General features: G+C 61.9%; 20 protein-coding genes. 12 read left to right on the top strand and 8 right to left on the bottom strand.

Translation table 11 applies throughout. The annotated features are described in order from the left end of the window. The first annotated feature begins 335 nt into the window (after positions 1 to 335). Genes NKJ15_RS21710 through NKJ15_RS21695 form a run of 4 tightly spaced genes read left to right on the top strand, consistent with a single transcriptional unit; the run spans position 336 to position 1,528 of the window. Positions 336 to 563 carry a hypothetical protein gene (locus tag NKJ15_RS21710; protein WP_352817488.1) on the top strand — a complete coding sequence of 76 codons (228 nt, stop codon included), beginning with the start codon at positions 336 to 338 and terminating at the stop codon, positions 561 to 563. Beyond that, positions 563 to 970: a hypothetical protein gene (locus NKJ15_RS21705; protein ID WP_352472663.1), complete on the top strand. Its 408-nt coding sequence runs from the start codon at positions 563 to 565 to the stop codon at positions 968 to 970. Before NKJ15_RS21710 ends, NKJ15_RS21705 begins: the two co-directional genes overlap by 1 nt. A 1-nt stretch (position 971) precedes the next feature. Then, entirely contained in the window at positions 972 to 1,136 is a 165-nt protein-coding gene (locus NKJ15_RS21700) for a hypothetical protein (RefSeq protein WP_023722752.1), read from the top strand. A 50-nt stretch (positions 1,137 to 1,186) separates the two neighbouring features. Then, positions 1,187 to 1,528 (top strand): YkgJ family cysteine cluster protein, encoded by a 342-nt coding sequence (locus tag NKJ15_RS21695; protein ID WP_352685019.1) that lies wholly within the window; start codon positions 1,187 to 1,189, stop codon positions 1,526 to 1,528. Positions 1,529 to 1,562: 34 nt separating this feature from the next. On the opposite strand, the gene NKJ15_RS21690 is transcribed toward NKJ15_RS21695, so the two are convergent. Further along, entirely contained in the window at positions 1,563 to 2,483 is a 921-nt protein-coding gene (locus NKJ15_RS21690) for an AraC family transcriptional regulator (RefSeq protein WP_352817485.1), read from the bottom strand. Positions 2,484 to 2,572: 89 nt separating this feature from the next. Here NKJ15_RS21690 and NKJ15_RS21685 point away from each other — a divergent pair, with 89 nt between their 5' ends. Beyond that, the gene (locus tag NKJ15_RS21685; RefSeq protein ID WP_352817482.1) at positions 2,573 to 3,073 is read left to right on the top strand and encodes a nuclear transport factor 2 family protein; all 501 of its coding nucleotides are present in this window, start codon (positions 2,573 to 2,575) and stop codon (positions 3,071 to 3,073) included. 86 nt (positions 3,074 to 3,159) lie between these two features. Continuing rightward, positions 3,160 to 3,771 (top strand): LysE family translocator, encoded by a 612-nt coding sequence (locus NKJ15_RS21680; RefSeq protein ID WP_352472666.1) that lies wholly within the window; start codon positions 3,160 to 3,162, stop codon positions 3,769 to 3,771. Between the two features lie 25 nt (positions 3,772 to 3,796). On the opposite strand, the gene NKJ15_RS21675 is transcribed toward NKJ15_RS21680, so the two are convergent. From NKJ15_RS21675 to NKJ15_RS21665, 3 genes are read right to left on the bottom strand one after another with little or no spacing between them, the layout of a single operon-like run. Next, entirely contained in the window at positions 3,797 to 4,183 is a 387-nt protein-coding gene (locus NKJ15_RS21675; RefSeq protein ID WP_352472667.1) for a nuclear transport factor 2 family protein, read from the bottom strand. 16 nt (positions 4,184 to 4,199) lie between these two features. Beyond that, the gene (locus tag NKJ15_RS21670) at positions 4,200 to 4,646 is read right to left on the bottom strand and encodes an OsmC family protein (protein WP_352622135.1); all 447 of its coding nucleotides are present in this window, start codon (positions 4,644 to 4,646) and stop codon (positions 4,200 to 4,202) included. 59 nt (positions 4,647 to 4,705) lie between these two features. Beyond that, positions 4,706 to 5,716, bottom strand: coding sequence for a zinc-dependent alcohol dehydrogenase family protein (locus tag NKJ15_RS21665; protein WP_352817479.1), 1,011 nt, complete (start codon positions 5,714 to 5,716; stop codon positions 4,706 to 4,708). 95 nt (positions 5,717 to 5,811) lie between these two features. Between NKJ15_RS21665 and NKJ15_RS21660 the strand changes: the two genes are divergently transcribed. Next, on the top strand, positions 5,812 to 6,411 hold the full coding sequence (locus NKJ15_RS21660; RefSeq protein ID WP_352684914.1) for a TetR/AcrR family transcriptional regulator: 600 nt from the start codon (positions 5,812 to 5,814) through the stop codon (positions 6,409 to 6,411). A 93-nt stretch (positions 6,412 to 6,504) separates the two neighbouring features. Here the strand turns inward: NKJ15_RS21660 and groL are convergent, their stop codons facing one another. Together groL and groES are read right to left on the bottom strand one after the other, a co-directional pair. Next, a complete protein-coding gene (gene groL / locus NKJ15_RS21655; protein WP_352817476.1) occupies positions 6,505 to 8,160 on the bottom strand; it encodes a chaperonin GroEL in 1,656 nt (551 codons plus the stop codon). Between the two features lie 62 nt (positions 8,161 to 8,222). Further along, positions 8,223 to 8,519 carry a co-chaperone GroES gene (gene groES, locus NKJ15_RS21650; RefSeq protein ID WP_006203049.1) on the bottom strand — a complete coding sequence of 99 codons (297 nt, stop codon included), beginning with the start codon at positions 8,517 to 8,519 and terminating at the stop codon, positions 8,223 to 8,225. A 217-nt stretch (positions 8,520 to 8,736) separates the two neighbouring features. Between groES and NKJ15_RS21645 the strand changes: the two genes are divergently transcribed. After that, entirely contained in the window at positions 8,737 to 9,672 is a 936-nt protein-coding gene (locus NKJ15_RS21645) for a bifunctional helix-turn-helix transcriptional regulator/GNAT family N-acetyltransferase (RefSeq protein WP_352817474.1), read from the top strand. Between the two features lie 39 nt (positions 9,673 to 9,711). On the opposite strand, the gene NKJ15_RS21640 is transcribed toward NKJ15_RS21645, so the two are convergent. After that, positions 9,712 to 10,374 (bottom strand): FAD-binding oxidoreductase, encoded by a 663-nt coding sequence (locus tag NKJ15_RS21640; protein WP_352817471.1) that lies wholly within the window; start codon positions 10,372 to 10,374, stop codon positions 9,712 to 9,714. A 135-nt stretch (positions 10,375 to 10,509) separates the two neighbouring features. Here NKJ15_RS21640 and NKJ15_RS21635 point away from each other — a divergent pair, with 135 nt between their 5' ends. From NKJ15_RS21635 to NKJ15_RS21620, 4 genes are all read left to right on the top strand, one after another. Next, positions 10,510 to 10,989 (top strand): MarR family winged helix-turn-helix transcriptional regulator, encoded by a 480-nt coding sequence (locus NKJ15_RS21635; RefSeq protein WP_352474535.1) that lies wholly within the window; start codon positions 10,510 to 10,512, stop codon positions 10,987 to 10,989. Further along, positions 10,986 to 12,164 carry an HlyD family secretion protein gene (locus NKJ15_RS21630; protein ID WP_352474507.1) on the top strand — a complete coding sequence of 393 codons (1,179 nt, stop codon included), beginning with the start codon at positions 10,986 to 10,988 and terminating at the stop codon, positions 12,162 to 12,164. The genes NKJ15_RS21635 and NKJ15_RS21630 overlap by 4 nt, the downstream gene beginning before the upstream one ends. 304 nt (positions 12,165 to 12,468) lie before the next feature. Continuing rightward, positions 12,469 to 14,004 carry a DHA2 family efflux MFS transporter permease subunit gene (locus tag NKJ15_RS21625; protein WP_352474508.1) on the top strand — a complete coding sequence of 512 codons (1,536 nt, stop codon included), beginning with the start codon at positions 12,469 to 12,471 and terminating at the stop codon, positions 14,002 to 14,004. A gap of 174 nt (positions 14,005 to 14,178) precedes the next feature. Next, a complete protein-coding gene (locus NKJ15_RS21620; protein ID WP_352817468.1) occupies positions 14,179 to 16,866 on the top strand; it encodes an EAL domain-containing protein in 2,688 nt (895 codons plus the stop codon). Between the two features lie 43 nt (positions 16,867 to 16,909). Here NKJ15_RS21620 and NKJ15_RS21615 read toward each other — a convergent pair whose 3' ends face one another. Further along, positions 16,910 to 17,428 (bottom strand): CAP domain-containing protein, encoded by a 519-nt coding sequence (locus tag NKJ15_RS21615; protein ID WP_352817466.1) that lies wholly within the window; start codon positions 17,426 to 17,428, stop codon positions 16,910 to 16,912. Between the last annotated feature and the right edge of the window lie 148 nt (positions 17,429 to 17,576).

The following is a 17,576-nucleotide window of genomic DNA, read 5'->3' as shown; positions in this document are numbered from 1 at the left end:
GGTCAGGCGGTGCCTGGCCTTTTTCATTTTTGCGCTTCGACCGCCGAAAGAGCGCTGCTCGACGGCCCGGACGTGCTAAGAGGCTGTTTCGAAATTCGCTCCGGCGAGTCATATGGTGGTGGTTTCGAGAACCGGAGCGCAGCGGACATTTGGGTCCGTGAGCACCGGAAGCGCAGAAAACCCCATCAGATGGCCGTCAGAGTAGAATTTCCAAACGGTCTCTAAGGACGTTCCAGCAATTTGAAACCGGCTGCCGTATTGCTTTGTGCGGGATCCTGGCCGAAAGACCAGTCTCGCCACTTTTCGGCGGCGTGCTCCGAACCGGGAGAAAGACCTTGACCGAACCTTCAAAAAAACCTCGCGACCAGGCCGAATCCATTTTCAGCAAGACGCGGACCCAGTCGATGTCGCTCGACCGCATCAATTCCGAACGGGATGCCGTCAGCCAGGCCCGCGAAGCCAAGACCGCGCGGCTGCGCGAACTGCGCCTGGAGAAGGAAGCCGACGACATGGCGGCGGCGGTTGCGCTCGCGGCCTCGCCGAAACGCGCAGGCAAATGCTGATGGCCACCAAACGCGTGCCCCAAAAGGCGATCGCCGCAGATTCGACCATCGCCGATGTCGTGGGTGAACTCGACAAGCCGGTCGAATATGTCCGGCGCGTGCTCGAAAAGCTCGAGCGCTGCCGGCGTGTCCACGGCGATGCCCAGGTGCGGCTCGGCGTGCGCGGCCGCGCCGAATGCCCCAATTATCTGATCGAATATGTCCGGGAAAACGCCAAGACGCACGAGCGCGTGACCTATCCGGATGCTGCCTACAGCGGCAGCACGCATCGCGAACTGGCGCCCCGGCACATCGAGGAAGCCAGGAACTGGTCGCCCGAAGAAATGAACATCACGGCCGTTTCGGCGCTCATCGGCCGCCTTCGCAATCCGAATGCGCCATCATCGCGTTTCTCTGACGAGGATTGATATGGCAATCAAGTTTTCCGCCAAGGGCCAGCCGGCAGCGCCTGCTGCCGCCGTGAAGCCGGCCAAGCCGGCGGCCGCGCCAAAAACCGGCGAAGCCGCCGAGGCGGGCACCGATCTGTTCAGGTCGCCGGCGGAAGCACCGCCGCGCAAGCCCAAGAAGAAATAGCGTCCTTGCAGCAAAATGCCGGCCGGAAATCTGCGCCAAGGCTGCTTGCCCTGGCGGTCGCAGAGGAGTTTTCGTCGCCACGAGAGGGCGCCGGTCCGGTTGCCTTCGATTGCCAGACCTGTGGCGCCTGCTGCGCCTACTCGTCCAGATGGCCGCGCTTCTCCACCGAGGATGACGCGCAGCTCGACCTTATCCCGCAAAAATACGTGGCTGCCGACGAAGCCGGTATGCGCTGCGACGGCGCGCGCTGTTCGGCACTGTGCGGCGAGGTCGGCAAGTCAACGGCCTGCGGCATCTACGACATCCGCCCCGACGTCTGCCGCGCCTGCATGCCGGGCGATGACGACTGCCTGATCGCGCGTCGGGCTCACGGTCTGCCGACGCTTGAATGACGGCCCTCGGGCTGGCGTCCCAGTTTGAATTTCGTCAATCAGATGCGCGAAAGTCGCTGCGGTAGAGGCCGGGCGATCGTCCGGTCAATCGTTTGAATGCCTGCGAGAACGACGGCACCGATTCATATCCGACGGCGCGCCCGATCTCGCCGATGTTCTGGTTCGTTTCCCGCAGCGCCCTGGCGGCAAGGTTCATCCGCCACCGGGTCACATAGGATAGCGGCGGCTGTCCTACCAGTTGAGCGAAGCGACGCGCGAAGGTGGCTCGAGACTGTGCCGCGCCGCTGGCAAGGGAAGCGATAGTCCAGGGATTGCCCGGCTGCTCGTGGATCATGCGCAAAGCCTGCGCAATGCCTTTGTCGCGCAAGGCGCCAAACCATCCCCCTGTTCCGAGTGGCTGATGTTCGATCCAGGCACGCAACAAGAAGATCAACGTGCTGTCGAGAAGGCGTGGGGCGACAATGTCGTGGCCGCCGAGATCGCCTTTCGCTTCGACCTGCAGAAGTTCCAGGGCAAGCCGCAGCGGCTCGCTGGTGCCAATCTGATTTCGGGTCAAATGGATCAGCGGAGGAAGCAGCGAAACCATCGGGTATGGGTCGACGCCGTCGAGTGAATATCTCGCACAAAGAAGAGTTGTCGCGCCGCTTTCGCTTTTCGGTTCCGCTCCGCTCCGATTCGCGGAAAGGACGGCGGATATCGATGCCGTCGGTGCATCCGCCGGATTGCAAAGGGTATGCCCGATACCGCTCGCGACAAGGATGACATCTCCCTCGCCTAAGCGGATCGGCTCCCTTTCACCGGCTAACCGCAGCCAGCATTCGCCGTTCTGGATGACGTGGATGGCGGCATTCCTTGTCGGATCCACCGAAATACCCCAGGGCCGATGCAGGGTCGCGCTGCCGATCATGGCGCTGCCAAATCTCAGCGAAGCAAGAACTTCGGACAAGGCATCCATGAGAACCATCCTCCGCCGATAACCAGATTGACGATATTAGACGATTGGATAAGAATCTAGGCGAATAGCGTATCGACCGTCTCACAAGCGTGGCTGATCATGTTGGCAATATCGGCCTGCGGACGCTCCCGTCCACACCGGGCAGAAGCAGGCACCTGAAGGAGCAAAACATGCGTGACGAACCATCAAATCCAGTTCCAGCCAAGATCCATAATTCGCTCGAGACCAACAAGACGATCGTCCTGGACTTCATCGACAAAGCGGTAAACCAGGGCAACATCGAAGCTGCTTCGATGCATTTTGGCGAACGCTACATCCAACACAATCCGAACATTGCGGATGGTGCGGACGGCTTCAAAGCCTATCTGCAGCAGCTCAAACAGTCATTTCCCCTCGTAAGGGGAGAGGTGAAGCGGATTTTTGCAGAAGGGGATTTCGTCATTGTGCACATGCACGCAAAACGCGAACCGGAGGAGGAGGGCCTGGCCATTGTCGACATTTTCAGGCTGAAGGACAGCAAGCTGGTCGAACACTGGGAAGTTCGGCAGCCTATTGCCGATAGCAAGCTGCACGCCAACAGCATGATCTGAATGCGCATAGGCTCTCAGGTTGGCTTGTGCCCGCACGTTTCGCTGATTACGCTGGCGGCGGCAGGGCCAGCACCGGGAGACCATCCGTGAGCATCGAATTTCTATTGACGTCGCTGATTGTCGTGGCTTCGCCCGGTACCGGCGTTCTCTATACGCTGAGCGCCGGGCTCTCGCGTGGTGCGCGCGCCAGCATCATTGCCGCTTTCGGCTGCACGCTCGGCATCATTCCGCACATGGCGGCCGCCATCACCGGCCTCGCGGCGCTGCTGCACACCAGTGCCGTCGCCTTCGAGACGCTGAAATATCTCGGCGTCGCCTACCTGCTCTACATGGCCTGGAACACGCTGAAGGAGAAGGGCGGCCTGAGCGTCGACGAAAATGTGGCGCCGCGCTCGGCCGGCAAGGTGATCACTTCGGGCATCCTCATCAACATCCTCAATCCGAAGCTGTCGATCTTCTTCTTTGCCTTCCTGCCGCAATTCGTCAGCACCACCGAACCGCATGCGCTGTCGCAGATGCTGGAGCTCAGCAGCGTCTTCATGCTGCTCACCTTCGTGGTCTTTGTCGGCTACGGCGTTTTCGCGGCGTCAATCCGCAGCCATGTCGTGTCGCGGCCAAAGGTGCTGACCTGGATGCGCCGTACCTTCGCCGGAGCCTTTGTCATGCTCGGCGCCAAACTGGCGCTGGCGGACCGGTAGACAGGAAGGTCGCGGGCATTCAAATCTATCCCTTCACATAGCCCATGGCCTCGACAATCTGCCCGTCCGCCACGCGCATCAGGTTGACGCCGCGCAGCGAATTGCCGTCGCCCATCCAGTAGCGCCAGCGGATCGTCGCCCGATCGCCGGCGACGAAAGTTTCTTCAATGTCGAAGCGCGTGCCGGGTCCGGTTGCGATCGCCGACCACAGTTCGACGCAGGCGCCCTTGCCGATGCGGCGGGCGCCGTCCGGGGCCGGCGTGGTGTTTTCGATCACGCAATCTTCCGCCACCAGATCGTCGAGCGCCGACGGGTCGTGGCGCTGGAAGACGTCGTTGTAGCGCCGCATGATCTCGGCCGTTTCGGCGGAGCGTTTGGCGGCGGCGATGTCGATGACGAGTTCCTGTGTCATTGGATATTCCTTCCCTTCAGTGATCGGTAGCGGTTTCGATGAGGCGGGCCTTGAGCGTGATCACTGCGACGCCGGCCAGCGCCCGCGACACGAGGCAGCTCTCCTTGGCCGTCTGCGCCAGCCGCTCGAACTCCCCCGCCGCCAGCCCGGCGACGCTTGCCTCGGTTTCCAGCTCGATACGGGTCAGCGTCGGTCCAGCCGCGGTGGCGCCGAGATGCGCTTTCGCGATCGTGTGGATGCGTGCGGGAGTGTAACCTTCGCGGCCGAGGACGGCGCTCAGCGCCATCGAGAAGCAGCCGGCATGCGCCGCCGCAATCAATTCCTCGGGGTTGGTGCCGGGACCGTTCTCGAAACGCGACGGGAACGAGTAGGCGCCTTCGAAGACGCCGCTGCCGAGCTTCAGCCGGCCCGAACCTTCCTTCAACGATCCCTGCCATTGGGCCTCGGCTTCACGAATGGTCATAATGGTCATTGTGTCTCTCCTTTGATTTGAGGGGTCGATCAGATTTTGGGGCGGACCAGTCAGGCGCTGTCGACGACCACTTTCCCGAAGACGTCGCCTTGCTGGAAATAGCGATAGGCGTCGTTGGCCTCGTCGAAGGCGAACACCTTGTCGATGACAGGCTTAAGCCGATGCACCGAGATGGCGCGCAGCATGGCTTCGAGGTTGGTGCGATTGCCGACGAACAGGCGGCTGATGGTGGCGAGGCTGCGCTGGTAGACCGGGCCGGGGATCTGCACCGTCCCGCCTTTCGCATCCTGTATGGTGAGAAGCACGATGCGCCCGTAAAGCGCGCAGGCGATCATCGACTGCGCGAAGGTCGGCGGGCCGCCGGTCTCGACGACGAGGTCGATGCCGCCGGTCTGCTCTCGTACCGCAGCACCCCATTCCGGCATGTCGGCGGTCGAGACGACGAGGTCGGCGCCCAGCGCCTGCAGCCGGTCCAGCTTCTCGTTGCGCGAGCTGACTGCCACGACACGGCAGCCGAGCAGCTTGGCGAATTGCAGCGCAAATAGCGCGACGCCACCTGAACCGATGACAAGAACCCATTGGCCGGGCTTCGGCATTTCGGCCGCCGTCACGGCATTCCAGGCGGTCAGGCCGGCGCAGGTTAGTGTCGCCGCTTGATGCCAGTCGAGATGATCGGGAAGCCGCACCGCCCATTGCTCGTCGAGCACGGCGTATTCGGCCAGCATCCCGTCCAGCGTGCAGCCAAGCTGGTCGATCAGACCGGCATTGATGCGGCCATCGATCCAGCGCGCAAAATAACTGCCGGTGACGCGGTCGCCGACGGCAAAGCGGGTGACGGCCTCGCCGACGGCAACGACTTCGCCGGCGCCGTCGCTCAGCGGGATAACGCCTTGGCGCGGCGCCAGCGGGTAGGTGCCGTTGAGGATCATCGTATCGCGGCGGTTGAGCGCGGTGGCGCGGACACGCACGACGATCTCGTGCGGCTTCGGCGTCGGCTGCGCCTCGTCGCGCATCACCAGGCACTTGGTCCCGCAGGTTCCTTCAAGACGATAGCTGCGCATTTGCCTCTCGATATGTAGACTGATCTACATATTATGTAGACCGATTGTCATATTCGAGGCAAGGTCTATAATGCTCACTCCTGACAGAGGTTGACATGGCGAACGACACCCGTACCCGCATACTCGAGACCACGGGGCGCCTGCTTCGGCAGCGCGGCTATCACGGCACTTCGCTCAACGACATATTGAGCGCCTCAGGCGCGCCGAGAGGCTCGCTCTATTTTCATTTTCCGGGCGGCAAGGACCAGTTGGTCATCGAGGTGACGCGCGACAGCGTCGAGGACGTCTCGAAAAGGCTGGGCGAGGCCCTTGCAGCCGAAAAGGACCCGGCGGTGGCCGTCCACCACATCTACCAGTCGGTCGCGCGCATGCTGGAAGACAATCGGTTCACGCTCGGTTGCCCGATCGCGCCCGTGGTGTTGGACTCGCCGATCGACATGCCGGAACTGGCCGAGTTGTGCCGCTCCGCCTTCGAGCAATGGATAGGCTTGCTCAGGGCGGCCTTCGTCAGGGCAGGGGTGCCCGAGCGCCGCGCGCATGCGCTGGCACTGCTGGTCGAATCATCGCTGGAAGGGCTGATGGTGATCGCACGCGCCACCCACGACCGCGCCCCGGTGCTGGCGGTAGCCGATGAGGTCGCGGCGCTGATTGAGGGCGCTTTGCCGGCCAAGAGTGCCACTGCCGCGGTGCATTGATATCGCCGCTTGAGCCGGGGCAGCCCGCTATGAAGCAAACAAAAAGGGCGGCATCGCTGCCGCCCTTTCCGAAAGCTTGCGAGATTGGCTGGATTAGAAATCCATGCCACCCATGCCGCCCATGCCGCCGCCGCCCATGCCGCCAGGCATGCCGCCGCCAGCCGACTCCTTCTTCGGAGCCTCCGCGATCATGGCTTCGGTGGTGACCAGCAGGCCGGCGACCGAGGCCGCGTCCTGCAGAGCCGTGCGCACAACCTTGACCGGATCGACGATACCCATGGCGATCATGTCGCCATATTCGCCGGTCTGGGCGTTGTAGCCGAAGGTTGCCCCCTTGTTCTCAAGGATCTTGCCGGCAACGATCGATGCTTCCGCACCGGCGTTGGCCGCGATCTGGCGGGCCGGAGCCTGCAGCGCGCGGCGCACGATGTTGATGCCGGCGGCCTGGTCGGAGTTGGCGCCGGTTGCCTTGATGCTCAGCGAAGCGCGCAGCAGTGCGACGCCGCCGCCGGGAACGATGCCTTCTTCGACGGCCGCGCGGGTCGCGTTGAGGGCGTCATCGACGCGGTCCTTCTTTTCCTTGACTTCCACTTCGGTCGCACCGCCGACGCGGATGACGGCAACGCCGCCCGCCAGCTTGGCGAGACGTTCCTGCAGCTTCTCCTTGTCGTAGTCCGAGGTGGTCTCCTCGATCTGCTGCTTGATCTGGGCGACGCGGCCCTGGATCTCGGCCTTCTTGCCGGCGCCGTCGACGATGGTGGTGTTCTCCTTGGAGATCGACACCTTCTTGGCGCGGCCGAGCATGTTCAGGCCGACATTCTCGAGCTTGATGCCGAGGTCTTCGGAAATGACCTGGCCACCGGTGAGGATGGCGATGTCTTCCAGCATGGCCTTGCGGCGATCACCAAAGCCCGGCGCCTTGACGGCGGCGATTTTCAGGCCACCGCGCAGCTTGTTGACGACCAGCGTGGCCAGGGCCTCGCCTTCGACATCTTCCGAGATGATGACCAGCGGCTTCGAGGTCTGCACGACGGCCTCGAGGATCGGCAGCATGGCCTGCAGATTGGAGAGCTTCTTCTCGTGGAGAAGAATGTAGGCGTCTTCCAGATCCGCAACCATCTTCTCGGCGTTGGTGACGAAGTAGGGCGAGAGATAGCCGCGGTCGAACTGCATGCCTTCAACGACTTCAAGCTCGGTCTCGGCGGTCTTGGCTTCCTCGACGGTGATGACGCCCTCATTGCCGACCTTCTGCATCGCTTCCGCGATCATCGAGCCGACCGAAACGTCGCCATTGCCGGCGATGGTGCCGACCTGGGCAACCTCTTCCGAGGTCTTGATCTTCTTGGCGTTCTTGATCAGCGTTGCGACGACGTCGGCGACGGCGAGGTCGATGCCGCGCTTGAGGTCCATCGGGTTCATGCCGGCGGCAACCGCCTTGTGGCCTTCCTGGACGATCGACTGTGCCAGAACGGTCGCGGTCGTAGTGCCGTCGCCGGCGATGTCGTTGGTCTTCGAAGCAACTTCGCGAACCATCTGCGCGCCCATGTTCTCGAACTTGTCTTCAAGCTCGATTTCCTTGGCGACGGTGACGCCGTCCTTGGTGATGCGCGGTGCGCCGAACGACTTGTCGATGACGACGTTGCGGCCCTTGGGGCCGAGCGTGACCTTCACCGCGTCGGCGAGGATGTTGACGCCGCGCAGCATGCGCTCGCGAGCGTCGCGGGAGAATTTTACGTCTTTGGCAGCCATTTTTAGCTCCTGGCAGGGGCTTGGATTGAGCCCGAAGATTTAAATGAGGGTGAGGCCGATATTCAGCCGATGATGCCCATGATGTCGGATTCCTTCATGATCAGAAGGTCTTCGCCATTGAGCTTGACTTCGGTGCCCGACCACTTGCCGAACAGGATGCGGTCACCGGCCTTGACGTCCAGCGGGACGAGCTTGCCGGCTTCGTCGCGGGCGCCGGAACCGACGGCGATGATCTCGCCTTCCTGCGGCTTTTCCTTAGCCGTATCGGGGATGATGATCCCGCCCGCGGTCTTGGATTCGGATTCGACCCGACGAACGACCACGCGGTCATGAAGCGGGCGGAACTTCGACTTTGCCATTTTTTATTCCTCGATGAGAATGGTGAGAACAGTTCCTCCGTCCGGCGGCGCCGGACATGTGGTTAGCACTCATCTTGGGAGAGTGCTAACGTGGCGCTGAAATAGGCTGGCAACTCGCGCGAGTCAAGGCGCCCGCTGGGCATAATCAGGACAATTGCTTCAAACGGATACTTGACCAAGTCAACTAAATCGCTGATCTTGCCGGGAGGAGGATGCCATGACCATTCATCATCACCCAGGCAAGGAGCGGATCGACGCGGTGCGGGCCTTCAACCGCTTCTACACCCGCCAGATCGGGCTGCTCGACGAAGGGCTGCTGAAAAGCACCTTCTCGCTGACCGAGGCGCGGGTGCTCTATGAGCTGGCGCATCGCGATGGCCTGACCGCCACCGACCTTGCGCGCGATCTCGGCCTCGATGCCGGTTATCTCAGCCGGCTGCTGAAGAAGTTCGAGGAGCGTGATCTGGTCGAGCGCGCCACGATCGAGACGGATGCACGGCGTTCGACGATCGCGCTGACCAAGGCCGGGCGGCAGGCCTTCGCGCCGCTGAACCAGGGTTCGCACGACCAGGTCGCGGCATTGCTCGACCGGCTTCCAGTTCCCGAACAGGACAGGCTGGTCAAGGCCATGCAGACGGTACAGCGTCTGCTGGGCGGAAGCGCCGAGCCCAAAATTCCCTATATGCTGCGGCCTCTGCAAGTCGGCGACATCGGCTGGATTATCCATCGCCAGGGCCTGCTCTACGCGCAGGAATATGGCTGGGACGAAACCTATGAGGCGCTGGTCGCCGAAATCCTCGGCGCATTCGTCAAATCCTTCGATCCGAAATGGGAACGCAGCTGGATCGCCGAGAGGCAAGGCGAGGTCGTCGGCTCGGTCTTCGTCGTGCGCCAGTCGGACGCGGTGGCGAAGTTGCGCCTGCTCTATGTCGAGCCGTCGGCGCGCGGCCTCGGCATCGGCAAGCGGCTGGTCGAGGAATGTATCGGCTTTTGCCGCGCCACGGGTTACACGACACTGACGCTGTGGACCAACGACGTGCTCGCCGCCGCCCGCCACATCTATGAGGCTGCGGGCTTTAAATTGACCAACGAGGAGCGCCACCATTCCTTCGGCAAGGATCTGGTCGGCCAGAACTGGAATTTGGAGCTGTAGCAGTGCCGCAAATTTCGAGCATCGGCCTGCGGCGGTCGCTCAGGTCGCAGGCTTGACGTTTTGGTTCAAGCGAAAGAAATTGGTGGGATCATACTTGTTCTTTAGTGCGGCCAACCTCGGATAATTCTCGCCGTAAGCTGCCACAACCCGATCAGTGCCCTCTTCGCCAAGATTGTTGGCATAAACGCCGCCGGTCGAGAACGGTCTCATTGCATCCCACAGGTTGCGCGCCCATCGGATGTGCGTTTCGTCGTCAGACGGATTGTCCCAGATCGATATCGGGAAGCAATCGTAAAGTGCATCTCTGTTGGCGTAGGGCGTTCCGTCCATCGGTACTCGCGAGATGGCGCCGCCAACCTGCTGCAGGACCAGAAGCGATTCGCTGGGTGCAGTCATGTAAGTCGCAAGCATGGTATCGATCGCCTGATCTGTGATTTCGCGCATGAACTGCGCCTTCCAGTAGTAGCGCCGCCCGCGCGGAAAGAGGCTGTCCCCGGCCGATTGGATTTGAAGATAGGGGACAGGAGCAATCCGGCGCTCAACTGGCGTGCCATACTCTCTCAGAGGTTGAATGATTTGCTGGCCTTCGTCGAGTAGGCCGATGTAGCACGCCGATATGCTGAAGAAGCGTTCGCCCGAGGGCGCCGTCACAAGCGCTGCATCCAGGCTCAGCTCATCCGGGGCGCCGCTCGAGAACCGCATCGCTTCGCGTTACAAGCGCCCGGCGTAATAAATTGCTAACTACGATCGCCCTGCACCAACTGCCATGCACACTCGCCGGCTTCTGGCACAATCCGGCTCCTTGAATTATGAGCACGCTTATTATATATGTCGCTCATGGTTTCCGACGGCATCGACAGATTAGGCTTTTTGATCCACGACGTGCAGCGCCTGATGCGCAAGCGCTTCGAGGCGCGCGCCAGTGGTTTCGGCCTTTCTTCAGCGCAATGGCGGCTTCTGGTACGTGTCGCCAAGGAGGCGGGTGTCGCGCAGGCGCGGCTTGCCGAGCTTCTTGAGATCGAGCCGATCAGCGTCTCGCGTCTTGTCGATCGCATGGAGGAGGGCGGCTGGATCGAGCGCCGTCCCGACGCAACCGACAGGCGAGTGCGCATGATTTTCCCGACCGCCAAGGCAAACGCGGCCTACACCCACGTCAAGAGCCTTGCCGGCGAGGTCTATGAGGAATCGCTCGTTGGCGTTTCGCCGGAAGATCGCCGCGTCCTGGTCAGGGCGCTGGAGACAATGGTGCAGAATCTTGCAGATGGTGAGGCGCCGCCCTCGGAAAAAGTGAAGAATACGGAAGGCACAGCAGCATGAACGCGGTAGCCAAACTAGATGAGAATGCGGCCAAGCTGGAGATGGAAGCTCCCGCGAAGCCGGCGGCAGCTCCGGTAACGGTCGCTCCGCAGATAGCTCCGGCGCCGGTGGCGCCGAAGCAGAAGCGCCGTGCCGGCCGCTTCCTTTTGATGTTTGTGCTGCCCGCTGCGTTGATCGCCGGCGGCAGCTATGTCTGGGTGACCGGCGGCCGCTATCAGGAGACCGAGAACGCCAATCTGCAGCAGGCCAAGGTGTCGATAGCCGCCGATACGGCGGGCCGCATCGTTCAGGTCGACATTTTCGACAACCAGTCTGTCAAGCAGGGCGACGTGTTGTTCGCTATCGATCCCGAGCCCTACCGGATCGCATTGGCCCAGGCCGACGCGGCGGTGGCCGGCGCACGGCTCAATGTCGAGCAGTTGCGTGCGGCCTACAGCCAGGCGCTGGCGCAGGAGAAGTCCGACGAAAGCCAGGTCCAGTACGCGCAGTCGCAATATGACCGCGCCGCCGACCTTGCCCAGAAGGGCATCAACGCCAAGTCGTCTCTGGACGAAGCCAAGAACGACCTCGACAAGGCGAAGCAGCAGCTGGCCGTGGCCCAGCAAGGGATCGTCAGCGCCAAGGCGGCACTTGGCGGCAATCCCGACATCGAGACCGACAAGCATCCAACGGTAATGGCGGCGCTCGCCGCACGCGACAAGGCGGCCTACGATCTGGTCCAGACCACGGTCAAGGCACCTGCCGACGGCATCATCAGCCAGGCCGCTTCGTTCAAGGTCGGCCAGTATGTCGGTTCGGGCACGCCGCTGTTTTCGCTGGTCGAGACCGGCGACACCTGGGTCGACGCCAATTTCAAGGAAACCCAGCTCACCAACATGAAACCCGGCCAGAAGGCCGAGATCATGGTCGATACCTATCCGGGCAAGACGTTCGAAGCCACCGTCAAGGCGATCGGCGCCGGCACCGGGGCCGAGTTCTCGCTGCTGCCCGCGCAGAACGCTACCGGCAACTGGGTCAAGGTCACGCAGCGCATTCCGGTCCGCCTGGAATTGACCGATGCCGACGCCAAGGCGGCGCTGCGCACCGGCATGAGCGCGACCGTCACGGTGGACACCGGCGTTTCCCGTGGGCTGCCGAGCATTTTCCGCCGCGCCACGGCAGGCGAGGCCAGGTAAAGAGGCCTGGTAGCGGCCGCATAGCAAACAGCGAGATGGATGCAGGATTGGTCCGAGGGAGGCGCAGGAAAAGTTGAATGCGTAGACGGGCTGCGCTGTAGCCTGCCTGAGCAGACAACGTCGCGCAGGATCTTCGGTCCTCAGGTTTCCGGGCGGCAGGCGCCCGCTTTGTCGAGACGCTCAGTCGATGTAACCCCCACATCGATGCTCGCGTCCCACCGCGATGAGGGTCTCTCTACAGCGGGGCCTCGCCGTCCGGAAACCTAATGTACACGTTTTTGTTACCTGCTGGAAGTTTTACGTCATGAGCAGCCCAGAACCCTTTCGCGAAGTACCGCACCGCGGCCTGATCACAGTTGCGCTCATGCTTGCGACGATCATGCAAGCGCTCGACACGACGATCGCCAACGTTGCGCTGCCGACCATGACCGGCGATCTCGGCGCCTCCCCCGACAACATCAACTGGGTGTTGACCTCCTACATCGTTGCCGCGGCGATCATGACGCCGGTGACCGGTTGGCTGGCCGACCGCTTCGGTCGCAAGGAGCTGTTCCTGACGGCCGTGGTCGGTTTCACCGTCTTTTCAATGCTGTGCGGCATCGCCTGGAGCCTTGAGACCATCGTTTTGTTCCGGCTCATGCAAGGCGTGTTCGGTGCGGCCATCGTGCCGCTGTCGCAGACCTTCCTGCTCGACATCAACCCCAGGGAACGCCACGGCCAGGCCATGGCCATCTGGGGCGCCGGCATCATGCTGGGACCGATCCTTGGCCCGACGCTGGGTGGCTGGCTGACCGAGAATTTCAACTGGCGCTGGGTGTTCTTCATCAACCTGCCGGTCGGCATCATCGCCTTCCTTGGCATGGCGGCATATCTTCCCAGCGTCGCCCGGCGGGTGCGCAGCTTCGATTTCTTCGGCTTCACCATGCTCTCGCTCGGTGTCGGCGCGCTGCAGCTGATGCTCGATCGCGGCGGCGAGGTCGACTGGTTTTCCTCGATCGAGATATGGATCGAGCTTGGTCTTTCCATCACCGGTTTCTGGGTATTCACCATCCACACGTTGACGGCGGAGCACCCCTTTATCGACCCGAAGATCTTCCTCGATCGCAATTTCGTCACCGGGCTCGCGTTCATCTTTGTCATGGGCGTGCTCATCCTGGCGAGCATGTCGCTGCTGCCGCCAATGCTGTCGACCATCTTCGGTTATCCGACCCTCACCATAGGCATCGTCTTGGGCCCGCGCGGTGTCGGCACGATGATCGCGATGCTGTTCGTCGGGCGGATCATGCACAGGATCGATGCCAGGATCCTCGTCGTCATCGGCTTCCTGCTGACCGCGCAATCGCTCTACACGATGTCGAGCTTTTCGCCGCAGATGGACAACTGGCTTATCCTCAGTTCCGGCGTCATCCAGGGCCTTGGAATGGGAATGGTGTTCGTGCCGCTGTCCACCGTGGCTTTCGCCACGCTCGACGCACGTTTCCGCACCGATGCAACGGCGCTGTTCAGCCTGGTGCGCAATCTTGGCTCGTCGATCGGCGTATCGGTGGTGACGGTTCTGCTGGTACGCAACACGCAGATCAATCATGCCGAGCTTTCGGCCTACATCAATCCGTTCAATCCCAACCTCTGGGCGGCATCGCCGGCAGCGGCGGGCGGCGATCCGACGGCGCTGTCGCTGATGGATCGCATGGTCAATGTCCAGGCGATGATGATCTCCTACGTCAATGACTTCAAGCTGCTGATGATGATGACGCTGCTTGCTGTCCCGTTTGTTTTCCTGCTGCGCAAGCCAAAGGCTGCGCCGCCCGCCGGTGGGGCGCCTGCCGCGCATATGGACTAAGCCTCAGGGCTTACGGCAACCGCGACCGGCCACGGCTTCCGTTGCCTGTGCTGGTAGCGTCGGCGTTGAGCCAGGTTCACCTGCCATTAGTATATCCGGACCAATATGCAGTCGCTTTTGGGTTGAAGGCGAGCCTCCATTGCTTGCCTCAAGCATCAGCGGGAGGAATTGTGTTTGGCCACGAAGTCATCCAGGCAAACCGCCGACGCGCCCGAATCCGCAAATTTGACGACGCTGGCACAACTGGCGACTGCCTCATATGAGGCCCTCGAGCGTGAGCTTCGCGCCACGATTGCGGCACTTCAGGACCAGGCACTGCGGTTCCAGACCGCGATAGAGAACATCTCGCAAGGCATCTGTTTCTTTGATGCCGGTGAACGGCTGATCCTGTGCAATCGACGCTACGCGGAAATCTATCGCCTTGCCCCGGAGCAATTGCAGCCGGGTGCGGCGCTGCGCGAAATCGTCGAGCGGCGCGTCGCTGTCGGAACCTCGGCAACGAATGCGGACGCTTATCTGGCGTTGGCCCGGGCAGTCAATTCGGGCACGGCTTCGGGGAACTGGACAGCCGAGCTCGCCGATGGCCGGACAATTCAGGTCTGCCATCAGCCGATGCCTGACGGCGGCTGGGTGGCCACGCATGAGGACATCAGCGAGCTCAGCGCCAACCGCTTGGTCGTCGACGAGCGTATCTCCTTGCAGACGCTCATCGACCTGGTGCCTGACTACATGTGGGTGAAGGACACCGAAAGCCGCTTCGTCGTCGCCAACCGAGCCATTGCGTCCGACAGCGGTCGAGACAGCACGAGCGACATGATCGGTCTGAGCGACTTCGACCTTCACGCGCCGGATCTTGCGCAGAAATTTCGCCTCATCGAGCAGCAACTGATGCGCGACGGACAACCGATGATCGACGAGGAGGAGTTCGTCGTCGATGCGTCAGGCACCGGCAAATGGTTCCTGTCTACGAAACTGCCGTTGCGCAACGTTCAGAACAACATTTTCGGCCTCGTCGACATTGCCCGTGACATCACTGCGCGCAAGCAGGCCGAAATCCTTCGCGACGGGCAGGCGCATATCCTCGAGATGATCGCAAAGAGCGCTCCCCTCGAAGACGTGCTCGAGCGGCTCATGCGTCTGGTCGAGTCCCAACTGGCGGGGATATTCGGTTCGGTCTTGCTGCTCGACAAGGATGGCAGCCACTTGCGCCACGCCGCCGCGCCGAGCCTGGCGAGAGACTACACCGACGCCGTCGACGGCGCCGCGGTGGGCCCAAGGGCAGGGTCTTGCGGTACCGCAGTCTATCGGCGCGAGCCGGTGATTGTCGCTGATATCATGCAGGATCCGCTTTGGCAGGACTATCGCGAACTCGCGCGGCCACACGGTTTGCGTTCATGCTGGTCGACGCCGATCCTGTCGCATCAGGGCGCCGTGCTCGGCGTCTTTGCGATGTATTCTATGACGGTGCGCGAACCGACCAAGGCCGAGACTCGCCTCATCGATTTCACCACGCGCATCGCCGGGATCGCCATCGAACGCAAACAGGCCGAAGACCGGATCCACTTCATGGCCAATCATGACGTGCTGACCGGGCTTCCCAATCGCGCCTTGTTGGAGGACCGGCTTTCACAGGCGGTCTTGTACGCCCAGCGATACGATCGCTGGGTGACGGTGGTGTTCATCGATCTGGACAATTTCAAATTCGTCAACGACACGCTCGGCCACAATGCCGGCGACGAGCTCCTGAAGACCGTCGCAAGTCGCATGGTCGACTGCGTCCGGGCGACCGATACCGTCGTGCGGCTTGGCGGCGACGAATTCGTCGTCGTGCTTTTCGACCAGCCGGCGAACGTCGATCTCGTTTCCGAGACCTTGCAAAAGCTCAGGGCTGCACTCGCCGAGCCGGTTCGGCTCGGAGCGCATCTTGTGCGGGCGACGGCCAGCATCGGCATTGCCAACTATCCCAAGGATGGGACGGATCCCGATACGCTGCTGGCAAATGCCGACGCGGCCATGTATCGCGCCAAGGAGTTCGGCCGCGATAATTTCCAGTTTTACGCTCCCGAGTTCAACACCAGGGCGCATGAAAAATTCCTGCTTCAGGAAGAGTTGCGAAACGCCTTGGCGCGTTCGGAATTCACGCTGCTCTACCAACCGCAGGTGGACCTTCGGTCAGGTCGGGTTTTTGCGGTCGAGGCGCTGATACGCTGGAACCACCCAACGCTTGGCACGGTAATGCCGACGATGTTCATCCCGACCGCCGAGGAGACAGGTCTGATCGTACCGATCGGCGACTGGGTTCTGCATGAGGCGTGCCGGCAGAACAAAGCCTGGCAAGACGCAGGACTGCCGCCCTTGACCGTTTGCGTGAATGTGTCGGCGCGGCAATTCAGGGAGCGCAACCTGATCGATCGCATCGTCAGCGCGCTGAAGGACAGCGGCCTGGAGGCCAGGCATCTCGAGCTGGAGGTGACCGAGAGCCTTATCATGCAGGATATCGAGCTGGCGGTCGCCACCATGAACGCCCTGCAAAGCCTGGGTGTCCAGATCTCGATCGATGATTTCGGCACCGGCTATTCCAGCCTCAGTGCACTCAAGACCTTTCCCGTGGCGCGGCTGAAGATCGACAAGTCCTTCATCAAGGATCTCGCCGCCGACGAGAACGATCAGGCTGTGGCCAGCGCGGTGATTTCATTGGGGCAAAATCTCAACCTGAGGGTCATCGCCGAGGGCGTTGAGACAGATGATCAGGTTGCTTTCCTGCGCAGGAACAATTGCGACGAAATGCAGGGCTATCATTTCAGCAGGCCGGTTTGTGCGCAGGACATCGAGGAATTGCTCGGCGGCGGCCGCAAAGACTGACGGATCGGTCGCCAGCAGGCTTCCGCCGTCCAAATGGTGGAAATTATCTGCCGAGCACAAGACACCAGTAGCGAAGCGTGCTGTCGCGGCCGTCGCGCACATAGGCGAGGCCGAAGCGGGTGAAGCGCGGGTCGAGCATGTTGCGGCGGTGGCCTGGCGAATGCACCCAGATATCGAACAGCTTCTGCTGGTCGAAGCGGCCTTCGGCAATATTTTCGGCGGCAGCGCCGGCAATGCCATTGTCTTTGACGCGCGAGGCAAAGTCCTTGCCCCAGCCGGTGGTGTGGTTCATTCGGCCGCCGCGCGCCATATATCCGGCCTGCTGCAGCGCCGCCTGCTCGAGCCGGGCATCTGGGACAAGCGGCCCCAGACCCGCCGAAGCGCGGATGCCGGCCAGCGTGCCGACGGCGGAAGCAGAGACACCGGCGCTTTCACCGGTAGGCAGCACGGCGGTTGCGCATCCGGTGAGCCCGGCAAAGGCGCCAAGGCCGGCAGCTCTGAGCAGCACGCGCCTGCTTAGGCTTGGTTGGACCTCATAATTTTCGATTTTCGTAAGGGTCATGCCCGCCTGACATAACCGCGATCATGGCTTTTGCCGGGCAGGGCGGTGAAAATGCGTGATGAATGGTTTCGACGCGATGGTACTGTGTCAGATTGATTTCACCGCTCAATCGAAACAGGCCTGCTCGGATGGCAGCATTCGCCCAGAC

This window comes from Mesorhizobium sp. M0207 (assembly GCF_040321995.1).
In the GTDB taxonomy this organism is placed as follows: domain Bacteria; phylum Pseudomonadota; class Alphaproteobacteria; order Rhizobiales; family Rhizobiaceae; genus Mesorhizobium.
The sequence above is the reverse complement of the archived record's forward strand: the minus strand, read 5'-3'. Positions and strand labels throughout refer to the sequence as shown.